Origin of the sequence: Sphingomonas sp. 67-41, from assembly GCF_001899725.1 — a bacterium.
GTDB classification, from domain to species: Bacteria; Pseudomonadota; Alphaproteobacteria; order Sphingomonadales; family Sphingomonadaceae; genus Sphingomonas; species Sphingomonas leidyi.
Genome location: NZ_MKWJ01000029.1, coordinates 1 through 17,844 on the forward strand (window position 1 = coordinate 1; position 17,844 = coordinate 17,844).

17 protein-coding genes and 1 pseudogene are annotated in these 17,844 nt (G+C 60.9%); 14 read left to right on the forward strand and 4 right to left on the reverse strand.

Annotated features, from left to right (window positions below; all coding sequences use genetic code 11):
• Positions 1-94 precede the first annotated feature (94 nt).
• Both traL and BGP17_RS20270 read right to left on the reverse strand, forming a co-directional pair.
• Positions 95-208: pseudogene (gene traL / locus BGP17_RS20265) on the reverse strand (type IV conjugative transfer system protein TraL); the annotation flags it as partial.
• A gap of 58 nt (positions 209-266) precedes the next feature.
• The gene (locus BGP17_RS20270; protein WP_017502444.1) at positions 267-587 is read right to left on the reverse strand and encodes a hypothetical protein; all 321 of its coding nucleotides are present in this window, start codon (positions 585-587) and stop codon (positions 267-269) included.
• Positions 588-993: 406 nt separating this feature from the next.
• Here BGP17_RS20270 and BGP17_RS20275 point away from each other — a divergent pair, with 406 nt between their 5' ends.
• From BGP17_RS20275 to BGP17_RS20290, 4 genes are all read left to right on the forward strand, one after another.
• Positions 994-1,398 carry a hypothetical protein gene (locus BGP17_RS20275; RefSeq protein WP_017502445.1) on the forward strand — a complete coding sequence of 135 codons (405 nt, stop codon included), beginning with the start codon at positions 994-996 and terminating at the stop codon, positions 1,396-1,398.
• Positions 1,399-1,539: 141 nt separating this feature from the next.
• The gene (locus BGP17_RS20280) at positions 1,540-2,067 is read left to right on the forward strand and encodes a helix-turn-helix transcriptional regulator (protein ID WP_017502446.1); all 528 of its coding nucleotides are present in this window, start codon (positions 1,540-1,542) and stop codon (positions 2,065-2,067) included.
• A gap of 512 nt (positions 2,068-2,579) precedes the next feature.
• Positions 2,580-3,851, forward strand: coding sequence for a plasmid replication protein RepC (gene repC, locus BGP17_RS20285; RefSeq protein ID WP_017502447.1), 1,272 nt, complete (start codon positions 2,580-2,582; stop codon positions 3,849-3,851).
• 382 nt (positions 3,852-4,233) lie between these two features.
• Positions 4,234-5,130 carry a replication initiator protein A gene (locus BGP17_RS20290; RefSeq protein WP_017502448.1) on the forward strand — a complete coding sequence of 299 codons (897 nt, stop codon included), beginning with the start codon at positions 4,234-4,236 and terminating at the stop codon, positions 5,128-5,130.
• Here BGP17_RS20290 and BGP17_RS20295 read toward each other — a convergent pair whose 3' ends face one another.
• Positions 5,131-5,565 carry a lytic transglycosylase domain-containing protein gene (locus tag BGP17_RS20295; protein WP_240511295.1) on the reverse strand — a complete coding sequence of 145 codons (435 nt, stop codon included), beginning with the start codon at positions 5,563-5,565 and terminating at the stop codon, positions 5,131-5,133.
• A 610-nt stretch (positions 5,566-6,175) separates the two neighbouring features.
• Between BGP17_RS20295 and BGP17_RS20300 the strand changes: the two genes are divergently transcribed.
• The 7 genes from BGP17_RS20300 (at position 6,176) to BGP17_RS20330 (ending at position 14,305) form a co-directional block, all read left to right on the forward strand.
• Positions 6,176-7,447 carry a DUF8535 domain-containing protein gene (locus tag BGP17_RS20300; protein WP_048938677.1) on the forward strand — a complete coding sequence of 424 codons (1,272 nt, stop codon included), beginning with the start codon at positions 6,176-6,178 and terminating at the stop codon, positions 7,445-7,447.
• A 518-nt stretch (positions 7,448-7,965) separates the two neighbouring features.
• On the forward strand, positions 7,966-8,652 hold the full coding sequence (locus BGP17_RS20305; protein ID WP_037522704.1) for an AAA family ATPase: 687 nt from the start codon (positions 7,966-7,968) through the stop codon (positions 8,650-8,652).
• Complete coding sequence (locus tag BGP17_RS20310; RefSeq protein ID WP_017503551.1) at positions 8,649-9,158, forward strand: hypothetical protein; 510 nt, start codon at positions 8,649-8,651, stop codon at positions 9,156-9,158. Before BGP17_RS20305 ends, BGP17_RS20310 begins: the two co-directional genes overlap by 4 nt.
• A gap of 41 nt (positions 9,159-9,199) precedes the next feature.
• Positions 9,200-10,066, forward strand: coding sequence for a DUF7146 domain-containing protein (locus BGP17_RS20315; RefSeq protein WP_017503550.1), 867 nt, complete (start codon positions 9,200-9,202; stop codon positions 10,064-10,066).
• A gap of 68 nt (positions 10,067-10,134) precedes the next feature.
• A complete protein-coding gene (locus BGP17_RS20320) occupies positions 10,135-10,908 on the forward strand; it encodes a hypothetical protein (RefSeq protein ID WP_017503549.1) in 774 nt (257 codons plus the stop codon).
• The gene (locus BGP17_RS20325) at positions 10,908-11,582 is read left to right on the forward strand and encodes an RES family NAD+ phosphorylase (RefSeq protein WP_286713389.1); all 675 of its coding nucleotides are present in this window, start codon (positions 10,908-10,910) and stop codon (positions 11,580-11,582) included. Before BGP17_RS20320 ends, BGP17_RS20325 begins: the two co-directional genes overlap by 1 nt.
• 158 nt (positions 11,583-11,740) lie before the next feature.
• Positions 11,741-14,305: a strawberry notch-like NTP hydrolase domain-containing protein gene (locus BGP17_RS20330; protein WP_353681886.1), complete on the forward strand. Its 2,565-nt coding sequence runs from the start codon at positions 11,741-11,743 to the stop codon at positions 14,303-14,305.
• Positions 14,306-14,457: 152 nt separating this feature from the next.
• Here the strand turns inward: BGP17_RS20330 and BGP17_RS23895 are convergent, their stop codons facing one another.
• Positions 14,458-14,694 carry a hypothetical protein gene (locus BGP17_RS23895; RefSeq protein WP_353681887.1) on the reverse strand — a complete coding sequence of 79 codons (237 nt, stop codon included), beginning with the start codon at positions 14,692-14,694 and terminating at the stop codon, positions 14,458-14,460.
• Here BGP17_RS23895 and BGP17_RS20335 point away from each other — a divergent pair.
• The 3 genes from BGP17_RS20335 to BGP17_RS20345 are packed head-to-tail and all read left to right on the forward strand — an operon-like array spanning position 14,674 to position 17,794.
• Positions 14,674-15,882 (forward strand): tyrosine-type recombinase/integrase, encoded by a 1,209-nt coding sequence (locus BGP17_RS20335; RefSeq protein ID WP_353681888.1) that lies wholly within the window; start codon positions 14,674-14,676, stop codon positions 15,880-15,882. The two genes, BGP17_RS23895 and BGP17_RS20335, sit on opposite strands and share 21 nt — an antisense overlap.
• Positions 15,879-16,793, forward strand: coding sequence for a tyrosine-type recombinase/integrase (locus BGP17_RS20340; RefSeq protein WP_286713393.1), 915 nt, complete (start codon positions 15,879-15,881; stop codon positions 16,791-16,793). Before BGP17_RS20335 ends, BGP17_RS20340 begins: the two co-directional genes overlap by 4 nt.
• Complete coding sequence (locus BGP17_RS20345; RefSeq protein ID WP_286713394.1) at positions 16,790-17,794, forward strand: tyrosine-type recombinase/integrase; 1,005 nt, start codon at positions 16,790-16,792, stop codon at positions 17,792-17,794. Before BGP17_RS20340 ends, BGP17_RS20345 begins: the two co-directional genes overlap by 4 nt.
• The last annotated feature ends 50 nt before the right edge of the window (positions 17,795-17,844 follow it).

Sequence of the window (17,844 nt, forward strand, 5' to 3'; positions counted from 1 at the left end):
TGCTTGAACTCTTCTGTGTGCTTGATCATCTCGTCGGTCTCCTGTTGCGAACTCTAATCGCTCAGGTGACCGGCGCAAATCCGTTACAAGTCCACAGGATGCCCCAGGTGAATGGGATGACCATCGCCAGGAACTCATCCAGCGTCCACAGCCCGATCAGCTCAGGATCATCCAGATGAGACGGTATGCCGTATTTGTCTCCGGCCATTGCACCACCCTCCCCCGCCCGGATCAGGGCTGCTACCCTGACCGGGGGAATGCTTGCGTCAGATCGTGGCGGTGACCGTCGAGGTGACGATCGGGATACCGGTTCCCGCGCCGACGCCGACGCCGACCGGGATGGCAACCTGGCCGAGGCTGAAGCGTCCGGACGCCAGGGCGACGAGCCCGCCGCCGAGCGACAGAACGGTGATGATCTTGCCGCCCGACCCCTGGAGGAAGTCGGTAAACATGGTGAGCGCCGTGTCGAACGTGGTGTCGGCACCCGCATGGGCCGGGCCGGCGAACCAGAGGAGCGCGAATACGAGCGCGGCGATGGCGATGATCGCCAACTCCAGTCGCCGACCCTGCTTGAGTGTTGCTTGCATCGAGACAGATCCCTTGCTCAGGGCGCGGCCATTTCCCCGCCCCTTCGGAAGGGTGCATCGGAACCGCGGACGCTCAAGCAGCGGATGAAGGAGCTCGGTGGGAAGCCGCGCGATTTCCTCAAAAGGAAGGCAAAAGGCCAAGGACCCGAATCCGCTGTCCCTCTAACTGGGACATGGCGTCCCAAATTTGGGACGCGGTGACCGCGATGCGGGGACAGTCCGTCCCAGAACCTTTTCTGATAGGAATGACGACCGACACCAGACGAAATTGCGATTCGCCCAGCATCGTACGGGGTGAACCTTCCCATTGATTGTAAGGTAGTATGGCCTCGTGTAAGAGGGGGTGAGGAATGTTGGCTGCCGACCCGGATCGTCAGGAACAGTTAAGTTTGGCAGGAACGGATTGATGGCAGGTGATACGCGCAGTTATGCGTTGGACGTGTCCGAACTTCTGTTCCGGCTCGCGAGCGAGAGCCTACGGCTGCGCTCGAATGAAACCCTTCGTTTCGAGACTGTCGCTAGTCTCGTGAATGCCCGAATTCCGGCACTTCCCCTCACCCGTCTCGACCCCGCAGATGTCCGCGCGCACTTCAACGTAGTCGAATCCAAGGGGCCAATCCGCATTCATTTGAGCATTCCGAGAGCGAGCGCAGACCGACTGGTGGAGGAAAAGCGTCGTTTCGCTAACCTTCTCGGGATGACCCTCACCATGGGCGACATGCTCTCGATCCTATTTTTCGACTTCGTCGCTGAACATCATTCGAAACGCATACTAGGAAATATCGGCATCGAAGATGTCGTAGACTCCTAAGATCAGGCTGCAGACACCGCGTATAGCAACGATCTGTTACAATCGCGGTCTGTGCGATAGTCCGATCCGACGTGAAAAGCTTGCCAAGGGTACAAGCTTTTGATCTTGTGGTGACATAGTCCCACCCAGGACAGGGGGAATATGTCGAGCCTAGCTGCGATCGAGCCTATAGGGGGAGCCGTCGCTCAGGAAGCGGATGGGCACCTGTACATCGCGCTCATCCAGCGCGCGATGCAGGCAAAAGATATCAGCCTACGTTCCCTCTCCATGAGGGCTGGCATCAGCAAAAGCAGATTGGGACGGATCCTTCACTCCAACTGTGCAGAGCGTGCGTCGATAACGCTGTCCGAATTCCGCGTCCTGCTTGAGGCGCTGGAGATCGATTTGATCCAGGCGATTATCAAGGTCGAGAGTATCCGCGATCAGAAGGTTTTGGCGGATGAACGCTATGTTGCGCTCATCGCGATGCTGGCCAACCTGTTCAAGGAACTTCCCGCGAGCCTCATTCAGGCTCTGGCGGAAATCGATGGGCTGGATGGCTCGGAAGTCCGCAAGGACTGGGCACCGCAATTGCAGACCGTCGTCATCAAGCGCATGGTCCATGAAGTGACCAATGTCCTGCGCCGGCGCGAACAAATATTTGAAGATCGATACGATCTTCGTGGGTAGCCGATCAACTGGACTTCGAGTGTCCGCGAAATCACTAAGTCGAAATCTTCGTATCGTGCTGTAGAGAGCAATGTCCCCGAAAGCACTAATGGGCAAAGTGTCTGTAAAAGCACTAACCCACGACGGTTTGTCTCCGATATCACTATAAAAACTGTGCAAGATCACAGAGTTCGTCCGCGAAAGCACGAATCCTCACACTCGCATGATCGTTGTCGGCCGGTAACAGTGTGGTCGCGAATCCATATCAGCCCGATTCTGTCCGATCGATGTCGGACCGTGCTGGCATGGGAGTACGGCCGCGTTCACGCTCGCGCCCGCTGCTCATGGACCAAAGTGTGATGGAGTGGCCGTGACGACATGAAAAACCCGGCACTAGGCCGGGCTTTTCGGGGATGAGATAAACTCACTGTAGCAAGCGCAGTTTAGCCTATCTCCCCGATCTAGACAAGTTCGAAGCGCGTTTCGCGCAGCGGATAGTCATGTCCGAACGGCATTCCGATAGGGAGTGCCGAATGGGGGAACTTGCGCCCATGAGACCGAGCGGTTTGCGCCGCTACAGTCAGTTCAACGCCATCGTCGACAAGCTCGCCAAGGGCTTCGAGGGGCAGGAAGGCCTCTCGCCTTCTCGCTTGCTGAACAAGCTGAAGCGCGCAGCGCCTTATATGGGCGTGCCCCGCAATGTGGTCAGCCTTATGGATGTTCTTGTGGCCTTCTCGCGGTCGCAGGACTGGGCACCGGGGCAGACCCCGTGCGTCTGGCCGCGTAATGAAACCCTCTCGGTAAAGCTGGGTGTCAGCGTCCGGCAAGTGCAGAACTATGTTCGCGCCGCGGTTGAACACGGCCTGCTCACCCCCAAGGACAGTGCAAACGGTCATCGCGGCGGTCTTCGCGCTGCTGATGGAAAGATTCTTTGGAGCTATGGTTTCGATCTGAGCCCCTTGGCTGCGCGAGCCCAGGAGTTCGAAGCGATCGCTGCGAAAGGGGAAGCCGAAGATCGCGAGATCGAACGGCTGCGTAAGACCATCGCAGCACTACGCCGGCGTACCCGGATGTTGGCTGAAACCTGTTCCTATCACATGCTGGACGGCATTGACGCTGAGCATGAGGTCGATCTGGTGCGCATGGCCGTGACCCATATCCGCGGCAGCAGGAATATCGACCAGCTCGTTCGCTGCGTGGCGTTGCTGACTAAGCGGGTCGATCTGTTCCAAGGCGCAGTCGATGATGCCCTGACTGCAGGAAAGGCGCAGGAAACAGCCGAAAACCCTGCCTTTGAAACTATGAATCCTTCACCCAAGGACGAAATGAATTTCGTTCACTCTACAACTACAACCCAACTTCAAACTGCTAACGCAGTTACGAGTAGAGGCTTGGCAGGAAGAAGTAGTGAGGCCTGGGATATCGCTCTCCTCGCTCCCAAGAGCGCGGTCGAGGATGACCTTGATCGGCACGGGATCGATCCGGGCTTCGTGGCAAAGGCCTGCCCCGAACTTATCTGGGATCTCGACCCTGGCCCGCGCGCCTGGGGCCGCCTTGTCAGTATCGCCGAGGGCCTCGTCGGCCAGCATGCGATCAGCCTCCATGCCTGGCGCGAAGCGTGTCGAATCATGGGTCAGCACGGCGCGGCTGCTGCTGTGATCGCCACCGTCTACAAGGCCATGAGCGGCGAGGTCCGGCGGCCTGGAGCTTACCTTCGTGGAATGAACGAGAAGGCGCTTTCGGGCGCGCTGCACTTGGGCAAGACCTATCATGGCCTTCGCGAAGCATCTTCGCAGTTTGCGTGATGTATGTTCGTTAAGCCTCGGAAAAACATGAGTTTATGGTTTGTCCGCTATGGCGGTTCGGAGCCGAAGTGTCCGCGAAAGCACGAAGAGAGCCGCTCCGAGCGAGGGAAACGTCCGTGAAAGCACTAACTGCACCCGATCCCGATTCCCTCGCCAGCTTTTCCCCGGTGGATATGTCCGCGAAAGCACTAACCGTTTTCGGTACTACCCGATTTTTGCCACGTAAGACTCGCGGTCATCCCTCGGGACAGCGTGTTTTCGGGGACGCTTGGGCAAGGATGAATCGAGCAATTTTAGTGCTTTCGCGGACACATCCTATCGTGGGTGCTAGGCGGGCAGCCCTAAAATCGGTACAAATGGGGGCCACGGAGGACGCCCCGCAATGGCTCAGGTACGCAATAATGTCGAACAGCAAGGGGTCCTTCCGTTGGACTGCCCGCTGAGAGGTGAAATCCGGGGCGAGCGCTCGATCATGGATTTCCCGTTCTTCGCGCTCGAGAAGAAAACCCTCCTCGACGAGATCGAGCATAGTGTCGGCAGCACCTCAATCAAAATCCGCGCCGGAGGCGGCGGGATCGCGACGATGTATGACAAGGAAATCCTGCTTTACGGCGCTTCGCTGATCTGTGAGCGCATGCGCCGCGGTGAGGAAGTGACACAGGAAATCGTGTTCACCGCGCACGACTTTTTCCGGGCCACCGGGACGCGAAATCCTGGCAAGCGAAATTATGATCGCTTCAACGAGGCGCTCTCACGGCTGCAGGGCACCCAGATCCAGACAAACCTCAAAACAGGCGGCCAGATTCACCGTGGATGGTTCTCATGGGTAGAAAATGCCCAGGCCGTTTACGACGATGGATCGACCACGGGCATTGAGCGTCTGCGTGCGGTGAAGTTGCGACTCTGTGATTTCCTCTTTCGCGCGATCCAGCGGGATCAGCAGATCTATAGCTATCACCATGATTACTTCCGTCTCGGGCTCATCGAGCGGCGCATTTACGAGATCGCGCGTTCACACTGCGATGAGGGTCCCTATGCGGTGCCGCTTGATGAACTCTACGCGGCGGTCGGCACGCGCACCGCAATCAGGAAGTTCAAGGCGCAGCTCATGGAGATGGAGGAGCAGAACGCCCTCCCCCAATATACCGTAACTGTCCGCGAAAACACGGAAGGGACGTCCAAGCGGGCCAAGGCATCCGAGACGATTGTGACGCTGGCGGAGCGGCCGCGCGAACTCGTGACGATCTTGCCCTCCGTGTACGAAGCGATCGCCGCCTGATCAAAAGCGCGTGACAGAGACGGTCCGGTCGGAAGCCGGGACCGCTGCAGCGCCGGTCACAATGCTCGATCGTCTGTGTAGGCCCGTCAGCATCGTCCAGTTGGACAGGATGTTCGAGACATAGTTTTGGGTCTCGGATATGCGCGGAATTCTCCCATTCTTCACCCTGCCAGGGCCTGCATTGTAAGCGGCCAGCGCCAGGTGATAGTGGCCAAAGCGATCGAGCTGCTGGCGCAGATATGTGGCGCCACCCCGCAGATTTCCTTCCACATCATAGCGATTGACCCCTAGACCGAGCGCTGTCGCAGGCATGAGCTGCGTCAGGCCATAGGCTTGCTTGGGCGAGTAGATCGAGGCGTCGTAGCGACTTTCCTGGATGATCATGGCGTCGAAGAGACCAACTGGTATGCCGTAAGTGCAGGCGATCTGGCTCATAAGGCCGAAATAGATTTGCCGTCGCATTTCCTCAGCCGGTCGAAGCAGCCTGCTTGGAGAATATTGGGAGGCCTGACAGACAGGGTCTACAGGAGGCACGGATGCAAAAGCATCCGGCTGAGCGCGCATCCACGAAGGCACAGCGATGGCGCTGACGGGGTTAACGCCCATTGGTCCCCCCTCCCCTACCCCAATATCTAGCGCGGCGCGGCTGTCTGCGGTGGTCGTTCGCCCATCCGCTGAAAATTCGCCCTGCATTTGAAACTCCACCCAGCGCCGGCTTAGGTCGTGGATCTGAAACAGCGGCGACGAGGGCGGGGCTTGTAGCGGAAGCTGTAGCGGAAGCGCCCTCCCCTCCCCAGTATCAAAGCGCTTGGGCTCGGCCGACCCCATCTCGAGAACCTGGGCGGTTCTAAGGTATGTGGTGTGCTGAGCATGTGACGTCGGCGGTGCCGCAAAAGTCGCAAGGCCGAACATCGAGGCAAGCAGATAGGATCTCATGAGGCGTCCTGATCAAAGGGTGTGATGGAAGTGGACGTCATTGCGATTCTGGTTGTCAACGCTTCGAGGTTGCGTGAGCCTTCTTGCTGGTGTGGCGAGAGCAAGCGTCATGTGGTTGGTGGATCGCGAAAAGAACGGCATCGACACGGGAAGGATCGCCCTCCCCTCACCGCTGCGCGCCGCTCTCGTTCGCTGGTATATCGGGACCGGAGATCGCGGCGATGAAGAGGCCGGCATCATGCTGGTGCAGCAGGCGCGCATCGGCGCTAAATGGATCGCCTGCGATTGTCTGGGTGATCGAAATAGTCCCCCGATCCTGACCCCTGCCTATCTTTCGGAAGCGGAGACCTTCTACCTTCGCCGGCTCACCGGTTCGAAACGGCCCGATCATCGACTTGATTGCCCGTTCTTTCGCGATCAGGCGACAAACAGGCTCTCGGAAGTGCGCCGGGCCAGCGAGCGGAGTGATCCTGCAGATGGCTTTTTCGAGGTCCTGCGTCCGGCGCCGGAGAAACTGGCGCAAAGGCCTGGCAGCGACGCCACCGATGATCGAACCCGGCAAGGGTCCCTGCCCCGTCTCGCTCGGCTGTTATGGCGTTTGCTGGACCTGGCTGGCACGCATCGTCTTGAATTCGCTCCTGGTTCGATCAAGGAGCAGTTCTCGATGCTCGAGCGGGTTGCAGGTGCGATTGAGGTCGCGCCTTCGATGGAGCTTACCCGCGTACTGTGGACGCACGGCCAGGCATTGCATAGCCGTCGGGCCTATGCGGTCCTTCGCGAGCTGGCGGATCGTTGGCCGCAGGGCCACGCGCCCCAGGGTTTCCTCATTGTCTTTGCAGATCGTATTCAGGGGCATGAGGTATTCGCTGCGGGGTGTGAGCCGATCCGGGTCGCTAACAGGGTTCAGTCTCCGTCCAGGCGCGGGGAGCCCGTGAAAGGACCGTATCTCGTCATCATAGTCGTCGGTGAATATCCGGAGAAACGAGGTTTCGCGCCGTTGCGGGCCTATGCGCAGCCGGTCCTGTCCGGGCACAGGTTCGTTCCGGTCGATTCCGAGCTCGAGCGCTCGGTGCTGCGTGAGTTTCTGAAAGTTCAGTTGGCCCTCTCCCGACGTGGAATCGACCTCGCGGTCGAACGTCCGATTTTCGATCGACTGACGCCGCTTGGACCTGGGCGGCCGGATCTGTGGGTCGAAGCGTGTTCGCAGACCACGGGCGAGGTCCATAGCTGGGGCGTTGACTATAGTGGGCTGAAGGGCGCCGGCGGCGTTTCGGAGAGCCGGCGAGCCTTGATTCAACAGTTCGGCTCTGTGCTGGATCTGAGTGACCGACATCTCACAGGTGGCGCACTGGAGCGCTTTTTCATCGGGGTGTGTGGCTGACGGACTACCGCCCCCCTGCCCTCCCCTGTCAGGATTTTTCATCGTTTGGCCATCGGCCAGAATGCGTACGCGTTGCTTTTATGATGTTTCTAGCTACCTAGAATGTTGCCCTGCCCTTCCGCCCGGGTGGCCGTTGCAGGGGCATGTTTTTAGCTACCCGAAAAATAGCTGATAGGATGCAAGTTGCTTCTGGGTAGCTTCTTTGAAGCTGCGCGACAGATATGAAAAAGCGATCTGGTGGCTTTGCAGTGCCTATAGGGTTGCTGCGCCATGCATTGCGAATAGCTAGGGTGCAGCTTTAATCAGCCTAGATGGAGTCTATAATGTAGGCGTAAAATGGCTTGCGCCTAACCGCCCGGCGGCTATAAAGATGCATCAAACTGGCAATGTGCTAGGCTTGCGGCGCCTATCTCATAGGCGCAAACGACCTGCCTGATAGATTGTCCGAAGCAATTAAATGTCGGCCGGATAGCTATGGCCTGTCTATTAGAACGCCACTGGAAAGGTTGAAGGAAGCTATGGCTGTAATAGCGTTCGTGTCGCCAAAAGGGGGCGTTGGGAAAACGACCGCAGCCCTTCTGCTGGCAGGCGAAATCGCCGACCAGGGCGGCAAGGTTTGCATTATCGATGCAGATCCCAATCAGCCGCTCATGGCATGGTCCGAAATGCCCGGCCGCCCCGAAAACATCACCGTTGTGAACTGCCGCAGCGAAAATGACATCGGCGACCTCATCGAAGCGGGCGAGGAGAGCGCGAACTTCGTGCTCGTCGACCTCGAAGGTGCGGCCACAGCGACCGTGACATTCGCCATCGGCATGTCCGACCTCGTCATCATTCCCTGCAAGGGTTCGCATCTCGACGCGCAGCAGGCGGCGAGGGCGATCCTGCTGGTACGCGGGGCAGCGCGCAGTTCGCGCCGGTCAATTGATCATGCGATCCTGTTCACCCAGCTGCCGCCTGCGCTCCGTTCGATCAACTACAGCGACATTGAGGCGCAGTTCAGCCACAACGAGGTTCCGGTGCTTCCGGTGCCGGTCTACAACCGGGAAGCGTACCGGACCATGTTCTCCACGGGCGGGACGCTGCACACCCTCGACGTCAAGGGCGTGGGCAACATCAAGGCTGCAAAGGAGAATTCGGCGGCCTATGCCGCTGCCGTGATCGACCGGCTCCGGCAGCAGAGCGAGCAGGAGACTGCGGCATGAGTGAACGCGCCAAGCTCAGTTTCGACGACCTTTCGAAGCCCAAAAAGCGCGCTAAGCCCGATCTGGCCGTTCTGCGTCAGTTGAGCGAAGATCACGGCTTTCCGTCGAGGGACCCGGTGCCGACGCAGGACGGGGAGGGCGAGGAGCTCGCTGCCGATTCCACGGCTGCCGCACCGCCCGAGCAACCCGTCGCGCCAGCCTCGGAGCCCATCGCGGCCCCTGAGCCCGCCCAAGTTGCCCCGCAAGTAGCGTCGGCGCCTGTCGCTGCACCGCCGCCAGTGCCGGCTCCGGCGGCTCAGCCAAGCGTTCTGCCCGATCCGACAGCGTTTCGGCGCCGGGGGCGGCCACCTAGCGACCGCCTGTACCCGATGAACATCAAGGTCAGCCAGGAAGTCGCGGCGAAGCTCTATGAGTTGCGCGATGCCAGGCCGCGGCAGACATTTGCCGACGTGCTCGAGATGCTGCTCGACGTGTACGATGCCCACGGAGGCGATCCGAACGCCTAGGAGAGGGGAGGGGGGGAGCGCATTGCGAAGGAGACTTTGCAATGCCCCTTGTTGCTCTTCGACCCAGCCAGCGGCTCGTCGATCTTGTTGGCGCCTTAGGCGGTCGCTGGCTCGGCTATGTGGCGATGTGTCGCTGCCCTGCGCACAACGACTCTACGCCCAGCCTCTCCCTGCGCCAGGGGAACCGCGGCATCCTGGTGACCTGCTTCGCCGGATGTGAGCCCGGGGACATCCTTCGCGAACTGCGTAGGGTATCTCCGGAAAGGCGCTACGAGGCACCGCCGGTATCGTCCGGGAACAGTACCGCGAACGTCGCGCGTTTGTGGGAGCGTGGGCTAGCCATCGAGCAGGGGCTGGCGCTGCGCTACCTGACCGGCCGATCACTTGGCATTCATAGCGATCTTCGGTTTCTCGCCCGCTGCCCCCTTGGGCCGCGGCCTTTCACTGTGTTCAAGCCAGCGCTGCTCGTGGCTGTCCGAGAGGGACGGTCGCTCGTCGCGCTGCAGCGCATATTCCTCGACCCGATGAGCGCCCAGTATGAGGCGAAGGTCATGCTCGGTCGACCTGGGCGTGGGGCCTGGCAGGGTGGGATCCCCAAGCGAGAGCTTGCGCTTGCCGAAGGCTTTGAGAGCGCCGCCGCGTTCCAGGAATATCGGTCCATTCCGACCTGGGCCGCGCTGGGTGCCCGGCGTCTCGATCAGATCCAGATACCGCCAGACGTGCAAACCCTGATCCTCGCCGAAGACAATGACGCTGAGGGGCGACGCGCAGCTGAAAGAGCATTGGATGCCTACCGCAGACCTGGACTTCAAATCCTTCGTGCGCCGCCTCCGCTCGCTTGCAAGGACTGGGCACAATTTCTGGCGCAGTGTCGGCAGAAGCAGCAGGCGATCGGCGCCAGTCCTTGAAACAGACCGGTTCGGCATGATATAAGCGATATCAAGTGTAATGAGACTAGCGAATCTAGGAATTTCTCGTGGTAGCGATCAACACCATCCAGGATGACGGGGGGCAGAAGCGGTCACGTACCGGCGCATCGCGCAGAATCTACACCTCGCGTAGCATCGCCGTCGAGGCGGCGAACGCGGGGTCGATTGCGCTCGACATTTCGATCCGCCCAGCAGATGGCGATCTCACATTCCTGCGAAACGCAATTGTTGAGGTCAAGGCGCCGCAGGCTGGAAAGGCCGGTGGCCGGGCCGCCGGGGCCGCCAAAGCGGTCTACGACGCTCTGCATAACGCCGCAGTCGAGATATTCAGTCGCAGCTTCTCGCACGAGATCGACGAAGTGGTGGATGCCTATCGCGTGATGTTGCGCGAGAGCCTGGCCAAGGGCGAAGATCCCAAGCTGCAGGCCGCACTCAATCGTGCCCGCATCCAGGAGAAAATCCTCGCGAGCACCTCGATGGTCGACCAGGGCGAAGCATGTGAACTGCTCGGGCTCTCGGCAACCAATCCCTCCGCCACGATGAAGCGCCGGGAAGACAAAAAGGAACTTCTACGCTTCTCGATCGAGGGAAGGGCGGCCTATCCGCTGTTTCAATTCGACGTCGAAGGTCGCCGTATTTATCCTCTAATGGCGCAGCTCATTGCCCGTAAGCCAAAGGGCTGGAGCGATTTTCGTCTCCTCCATTGGCTGACCCGCCCGCATCTCGATTTCGAAAGCACGCCGGGCGAGGGACTGGCAGATGACGGCGAGGCAGTGCTCGCAGCCTTCGAACGCGAGATAGAGCCGGCGGTACACGGCTGATGAAATTTGCGATCACAATTCCCGACCCCGATCACATGCGGGTCGGGAAGGAAGACTATGTCTCTTTGCCAGGCGGCACTGAACTGCACCGTATCCATCCCAATGCCTTTGGCGCTGCGCAATTCAACGATACCGACCGCGGAAATGCGCGCTTCTCGCCGATCCGATCGGCCGCAGGCGCAATCATTCCGACCATCTACGGAGCGCAAAGTTTCGGCTGCGCGGCGAGCGAGGTCATCCTGCGCTGCGCCGATGTTCCGACCATCGATCCGGCGACCGGTTTACCGCCTTTCCAGATCGTCTATCCGGCAGACTATCGGAACTTCAGCCACAGTGTCGTGCGCACCACCGCCGATCTCAGCCTTGTGAACCTGACGGTCACCGGGCAGCGCAAGGTTGGGGTCAACGGCAATGCGCTTCTGGCCGGGCCGAGCAGCACCTATCCGTCCACACGGGCCTGGGCCGAACGGATCCATGCCGCCTGTCCGTCGGCACAAGGCATCTACTATAGTTCATACCAATATGGCCCAGACTTCGCGGTCGTCCTCTTTGGTGACCGGATCCCTCCAGGCACGCTCTTGGACCTGTCGAGCCGCGCGGTTCCTGACAGCCCGTGCCATGACGAGGTGCGGGTTCTGGCGAGCAGCCTCTCGATCGAATATGAGGATGTGTAACCTCGGCCTGCGTCTCAGCAGTCCGTCAGGGGGCGTTGTTGGTCCTCGCTTCGTGGCGAGCAGGCCGGAGGATGCGCGGACGGCCTGAACCCATGAAAAGGGAAGGGGGGTCGGAAGGGTAGGTCGCCGAGGTGGCGACCGAACCGGAGACCTCCGCCATGAACGAAATGACTGCGGCATCGCCTGATGCCGAGAGCGCCGCTGCACGCGCAATCCTTGAGCAACTCGCAACGGGCTCCCCGATTACCCGGGCTCATTTGAACGCTGCCATGATCGATGCCTTTGGAGGCACCGATGCCGAGGGCCGCTGGACCCAGCGCGAAAGTTTCGAGCTTCTCGAGCTGGCGCTTGTCACGCACCTGCGCGGGCGTGAGCGACCGGCGAACGTCGACGATCTGGCGTCCGCGATAGTACTAGCGCAACGCTTGCCGACCCATACGGTCAGGAGCGAAACCCAGATCGAATGGCAACAGTTCTCGACGCCGGTCGATCTTGCCGCCCTTGCCACGCTCCTGGCATCGCCCCAGCCCAGCGACATTGTTCTGGAGCCGAGTGCCGGCAACGGTCTTCTGGTCGCTCAGCTTGGATCTGTTTCCGCCCTTCACCTCAACGAAATTGACCCAGACCGTCGGCGACGCCTGACCCAGGCTTTCCCTGACGCGGTGGTCACCGGCGTCGATGGCGCCGCGATCGGCACGCTGCTTGGACAATCGCCGCGTCCAACCCTGATCCTTATGAACCCGCCATTTTCGCGTTCGCTGGGGCGCGGCGCAGATGATTATGCAGCCGTGCGGCATTTCCAGGCAGCGCTGCGCCATCTGCAGCCCGGGGGACGCCTGGTTGCCATCATGCCTGACTGGTTCGGACCCTCAGCCCGCATGCGCGATATCTTCGAGACCTCGATGCGCAGTGGCACCGTGCGTACCTCGTTGCGCCTCGAGAAATGCTACACGCGTCATGGCACCTCGATCACCGTTCGCCTTTTCGTGGTCGACAAGGTGGCAGGCGGCGCAACGCCGGCGACGATCCAGGGCTCCAGCCTGGACGATCTGCTGGACAGCGTGACCGTCACCCCCCGATGCCCGATTGGCGAACCATCGACGAAACCGGCAATCTCCCGATCCACAGGCGTCTCGCTGTTTCGCGCAGCGCGCAGCAGCAAGCCTACCGGGCCGCGGGCCTATCATGCCCCGGTCCGCAACGAGGTCCTGCCAGTCTCCTATACGATCCTCGATGCTCCAGCGCCTCTCGCCGAGCAGGCGGGGGTGTATCTTCCCTATCGGCCAAGCCGCCTCGTCTTCGAGCATGCCGGCGAGCATCCGACTGCGCTGGTGGAATCGGTAGCGATGGGCTCGATCCCGGCGCCCCGGCCAAGGCACATTCCTCGCTTGCCCGAGCGGACCATTTCGGAGCGACTCCTGTCCTCATCGCAGCTTGAGACAGTGATCTACGCAGGGGACGCCTGGGACCAGTTCCTTCCCGGCCAGTTCCGCCCCGCCAAGGAGGGCGTCGGACTGGAGCTCTCGGAAGAGGGGCGGCGCTACCGGAAGGGCTTCTTCCTTGGCGATGGCACGGGCGCCGGCAAGGGGCGTCAGATTGCCGCCTGCATTCTCGACAACTGGCTCGCGGGCCGCAGACGCCATATCTGGGTTACCAAGAACGAACCCCTGCTCGAGGACGCCAGGCGCGACTGGACGGCGCTGGGCGGCATGACGGCTGACATCCAGCCAATGACCGCCTGGAAAATCGATGAACCGATCAGGCTCGACCAGGGCGTCGTGTTCGTGACCTACCCGACGCTTCGCTCTGCACGCGGCGAAAACAGTCGCCTGCAGCAATTGATCGATTGGGCCGGTGGCAGCTTCGATGGCGTGATCGCCTTCGATGAGGCGCACGAGATGGGCGGCGTGGCCGGAGGGGAGGGGGCTATGGGCGCGAAAAAGGGGTCCCAGCAGGGCATCTGCGGCGTCCTTCTGCAAAACCATCTCCCCGATGCTCGCGTCCTCTACGCGTCGGCAACCGGCGCGTCTGACGTCAACAATCTGGCCTATGCCGTTCGTCTTGGACTGTGGGGGCCGGAAACGGCTTTTGCCGACCGGGAAGCGTTTATCAGCGGTATCCGTAAGGGCGGCATCGCCGCGATGGAACTGGTCGCGCGCGACCTCAAGGCGACAGGGCTCTATACGTCGCGGGCCCTAAGCTTCGCCGGCGTGGAATATGACATACTGCGGCATCAACTCACGCCTGAGCAGATCGCCATCTATGACACCTATGCCGACGCCTGGGCCATCATCCATCGGAACATGGAGAGAGCGCTTGAACTGACCGCTGTGGTCGATAGCCTGGAGAATGCGACGCTCAACAGCGGGGCGAAGGCGGCCGCCAGGTCACGCCTGGAATCGACCAAGCAGCGCTTCTTCGGCCAGGTCTTGCTGAGCATGAAGCTACCCACCGTCATCGCCGGCGTGGAACGGCACCTCGAGGATGGCGCCTCAGTGGTCCTGCAACTCGTGACGACTGCAGAGTCTATCCTCGACCGGCGCCTGGGCGATCTCAGTCCTGAGGAGCGGGCCGATCTCGATGTGGATCTGTCACCCCGCGAATATGTCTTATCCGGAGATCCAGATAACACATATTCTTTGCAGTCGAGATTTATGTCGAGCGGTCCGCGTGCAGGCGCGGACTTACGTGATGAAGACATCGATTTTACTCCAGATAATTAAGGTGCCTCCAGCCCCAACAAGCTGGAGGATCTATGACGTTGCCAAAGACGGTCGTTTCATACGGACGGCCCAAGCCCTGGACGGGAGACGCTCCCACACCAGACGCTCTATCCACCGCCTTCCACTCTTCTCTTCTGGGGAGTGCGGCGGGATCAGCGGCACTTTACAAAGCAGCTGCTCGCCATTTCCTGTTCTGGATCGATCAGCAGGGCATTGCGGTATCGATTGTTGATGACGCTGTTGTCCGCCGCTTCGAGAAGCATCGGTGCCGCTGTCGGGGTTTTTCCCGCCATGAGCCCAACCGGCCGACGTTCACCAGCAAGGTCCGGCGCTTTGTTCGCTTCCTGGAGGACCAGGGCATTGTCGCCGTGCCCGACGATGTCGATCACCTTGACGCGCAACTGGCAGACTATGCGGTGTTCTTGGTGCAGGAGCACTACAGCGCGGCAAGCATCAAGAGCTACCGCTCGGAGGCCGCGCACTTTGCCGCGTGGATCCGCATTTCTCGCCTGCGCTGGCAGGATGTCACTGATGAGCATGTTGCCCTTTATGCTGGCCACAGTTGCCGTTGCCCGGTTTACCGCAAGCGCGGAACGCTGATCGGCCATCACGGTCCGCTACGCCGCAACAAAGGTGCCCGACGCTTCCTCGGATTTTTGCGTGGCCGGCAGGTACTTCCACAGGCGGAGAGCCAGCATCGCGAAGATGAGCTTCTCGCTGGTTATAAGACATGGCTGAAGACCCATTGCGGGAGCGCGACTGAGACGATCCGGCGCTACAGCGGAGAGGTGAAGCGCTGGTATCTGTTGCTTGACCCGCCATCCGATATCGACGCGGCGACCGTCAGACGGGTCGTCAGCCACCGCATCACCGAAGCGCCCGGTTCCGCATCGACCATCGCCGGCATCATGCGGAGCTATGTGCGCTTTCTCGTCTCACGCGGGGAGTGCGACGCAGCGTTGCAATATGCCTTTCCGCCCATCAGGCGCTATCGGCTCGGCACCCTGCCACGTTACATGGACGAGGCAACGGTCGAGGGGATCATTGCGTCCTGCAAGACCGATACCTCGGTGGAGATCCGTGACAAGGCCATCATCCTGCTGCTTGCCAGGCTCGGTCTGCGAGCCGGCGATATCTGGCAGCTCCGTCTAACGGATATCGACTGGAACGAAGGATATCTGAGGGTTTGTGGCAAGAGCAGGCGGCCCGATCGCCTGCCGCTGCCCCAGGATGTCGGGGATGCGATCCTCGACTATCTTGAACAGGCACGGCCGCCGATCAGCGAGGAACGGTTGTTCGTTCGGGTGCAACCTCCCTTCCGGCCATTCAGTTCGTCAGCCGAGATCGCCGGCATCGTAGCGCGTGTATTCGATCGAGGCGCCATCGAGGGAGTGCCCACTGGCGCCCACGCCTTCAGGCATTCGCTGGCCACACAGATGCTTCGCGCCGGCGCCGGCCTTGAGTCGGTCGGCACGATCCTGCGCCACCGTTCCCCGGCGACCACCGCCATCTACGCCAAGGTCGACGTCCCGATGCTGCTCAAGGTCGCCCAGGATTGGCCGGGAGACGCGGCATGATGAACGCTCAGATTGAACGCTATGTCGCGTTGCATCGCAGTTTCGGCCGCAAGTTTGACGTCCAGGAGCGATGGCTTCGTCTCTTTGCCAGCTATGCCAACGGCCTCGGCGATCGGCACATTAGAGTCGAGCGGCTCTACGATTGGTGCCGGTCGGCCAGCTCCCAGAACGTGGCCCGGGACAGGTTCGACCACCTGCGCCGCTTCTGCCTCTATGCCCATGCTGAGGATCAGCAGCATCAGGTGCCGCCGGCAGCCGTCTTCGGAAGAGGCAAGCGACGCCGCCCGACGCCACATATCATCGAGCCCGAGCAACTGAGAGCGATCATGCAGGCCGCCCTTGATCTTCCGCCCAAAGGCAAGATCAGCCCGCATACCTACCACTATCTGTTCGGCTTGCTGGCGACGACGGGCCTGCGGATATCCGAGGCGCTCGCGCTCCAGCGTGACGATGTGGTCAACGATGGCCTCACCATCCGTAACGGCAAGTTCGGCAAGCAACGCCTCCTGCCGATCCAGCCATCGACGCGAGAGGCGCTCGATACGTATCTGCGCATTCGCAGACGGCTGAACGCCCGTGGCAACGATCTGTTCGTCACCACGAGAGGCTGCGCGCCACACCAGACCGTCGTTCACATCGTCTTCGTCAAATTGGCTCGCAAGCTGGGTTTCCGCGGGCCGACCGGAACGCCGGGCATTCGCGTCCACGACCTGAGGCACACCTTCGCCGTTCGGTCGCTTGAGTCCTGCCCGCGCGATCGGGAGGCCATCCGGCATCATATGGCGGCGCTCAGCACCTACCTAGGCCATACGGATGTGGCGAACACATATTGGTATCTCGAAGCAACGCCTGTCCTCCTTCGCGACATCGCCGCCGCAGGTGAGCAGCTTTTCGTGGGAGATGCAGCATGACCGCGCTCGCTCCCCATCTCGCCGCGTTCCTGCGTGATCATCTTCCGAGGGAACGCAATGTCAGCCCGCATACGGTTACGACCTACGCGAACTGCTTCGCGCTTCTGGTCCGGTTCGCAGCCGACCGCCTGAAGCGGCGACCTACTGACCTGGCGATCGAGGATTTCGATCCCGAGCTTATCATGGCGTTCCTCGACCACGCGGAAGATGCACGTAAAAATAGCCCCAGAACTCGCAACGCTCGGCTTGCGGCGATCCGGGCGTTCTTCCGTTACACCGAGTATCGCGTTCCAGCCTGCCTCGATCTCGCGCTGCGTGTTCGTGCCGTACCGACAAAGCGGACCGACACGACCCTGATCGACTATCTGACACGGGACGAGATCACCGCGCTGCTCGACGCACCCGACCCCCGATCTCGCCTCGGCACCCGGGATCGCGCCATGTTGCACCTCGCCTACGCCGGCGGTCTGCGGGTCGCCGAGTTGCTGTCACTACAGATGCAGGACTTTCCGGAACGCTCGCTCGCAACTGTCCACATTATTGGCAAGGGCCGACGCGAGCGTGTGCTGCCCCTGTGGCGAGAGACGCAGGCAGCATTGCGGGCTTGGCTCACCGTCAGGCCGGTATGTCAGGCGATGGAGATATTCCTTAACGCCAAGGGCGAACCAATGACGCGCGATGGATTTGCGTTCAGGCTGGTCACGCATGTCGCCACGGCGGCGAAGAAGCAGCCATCGCTGTTACGCAAGCGGGTCACGCCTCATGTGCTGAGGCATTCCTGCGCAATGCATACGCTCGCCGCGACCGGCGACATCCGCAAAGTTGCGCTCTGGCTCGGCCACGCCAGCATCCAGAGCACGGAAGCCTATCTGCGTGCCGATCCTGAAGAGAAGCTGCAGATCCTCGCCGCGCACGGGTCGCCGATGGTCAAGCCTGGCCGCTTCAGGCCACCAGCGGATCCGCTGATTACGATGCTGGAAGACGTCAGACGTCGAGCGTGACGGTTCGAACAGGTTGTTCAGAACGAACAACCTGTTCCTCCCGCAGCCTG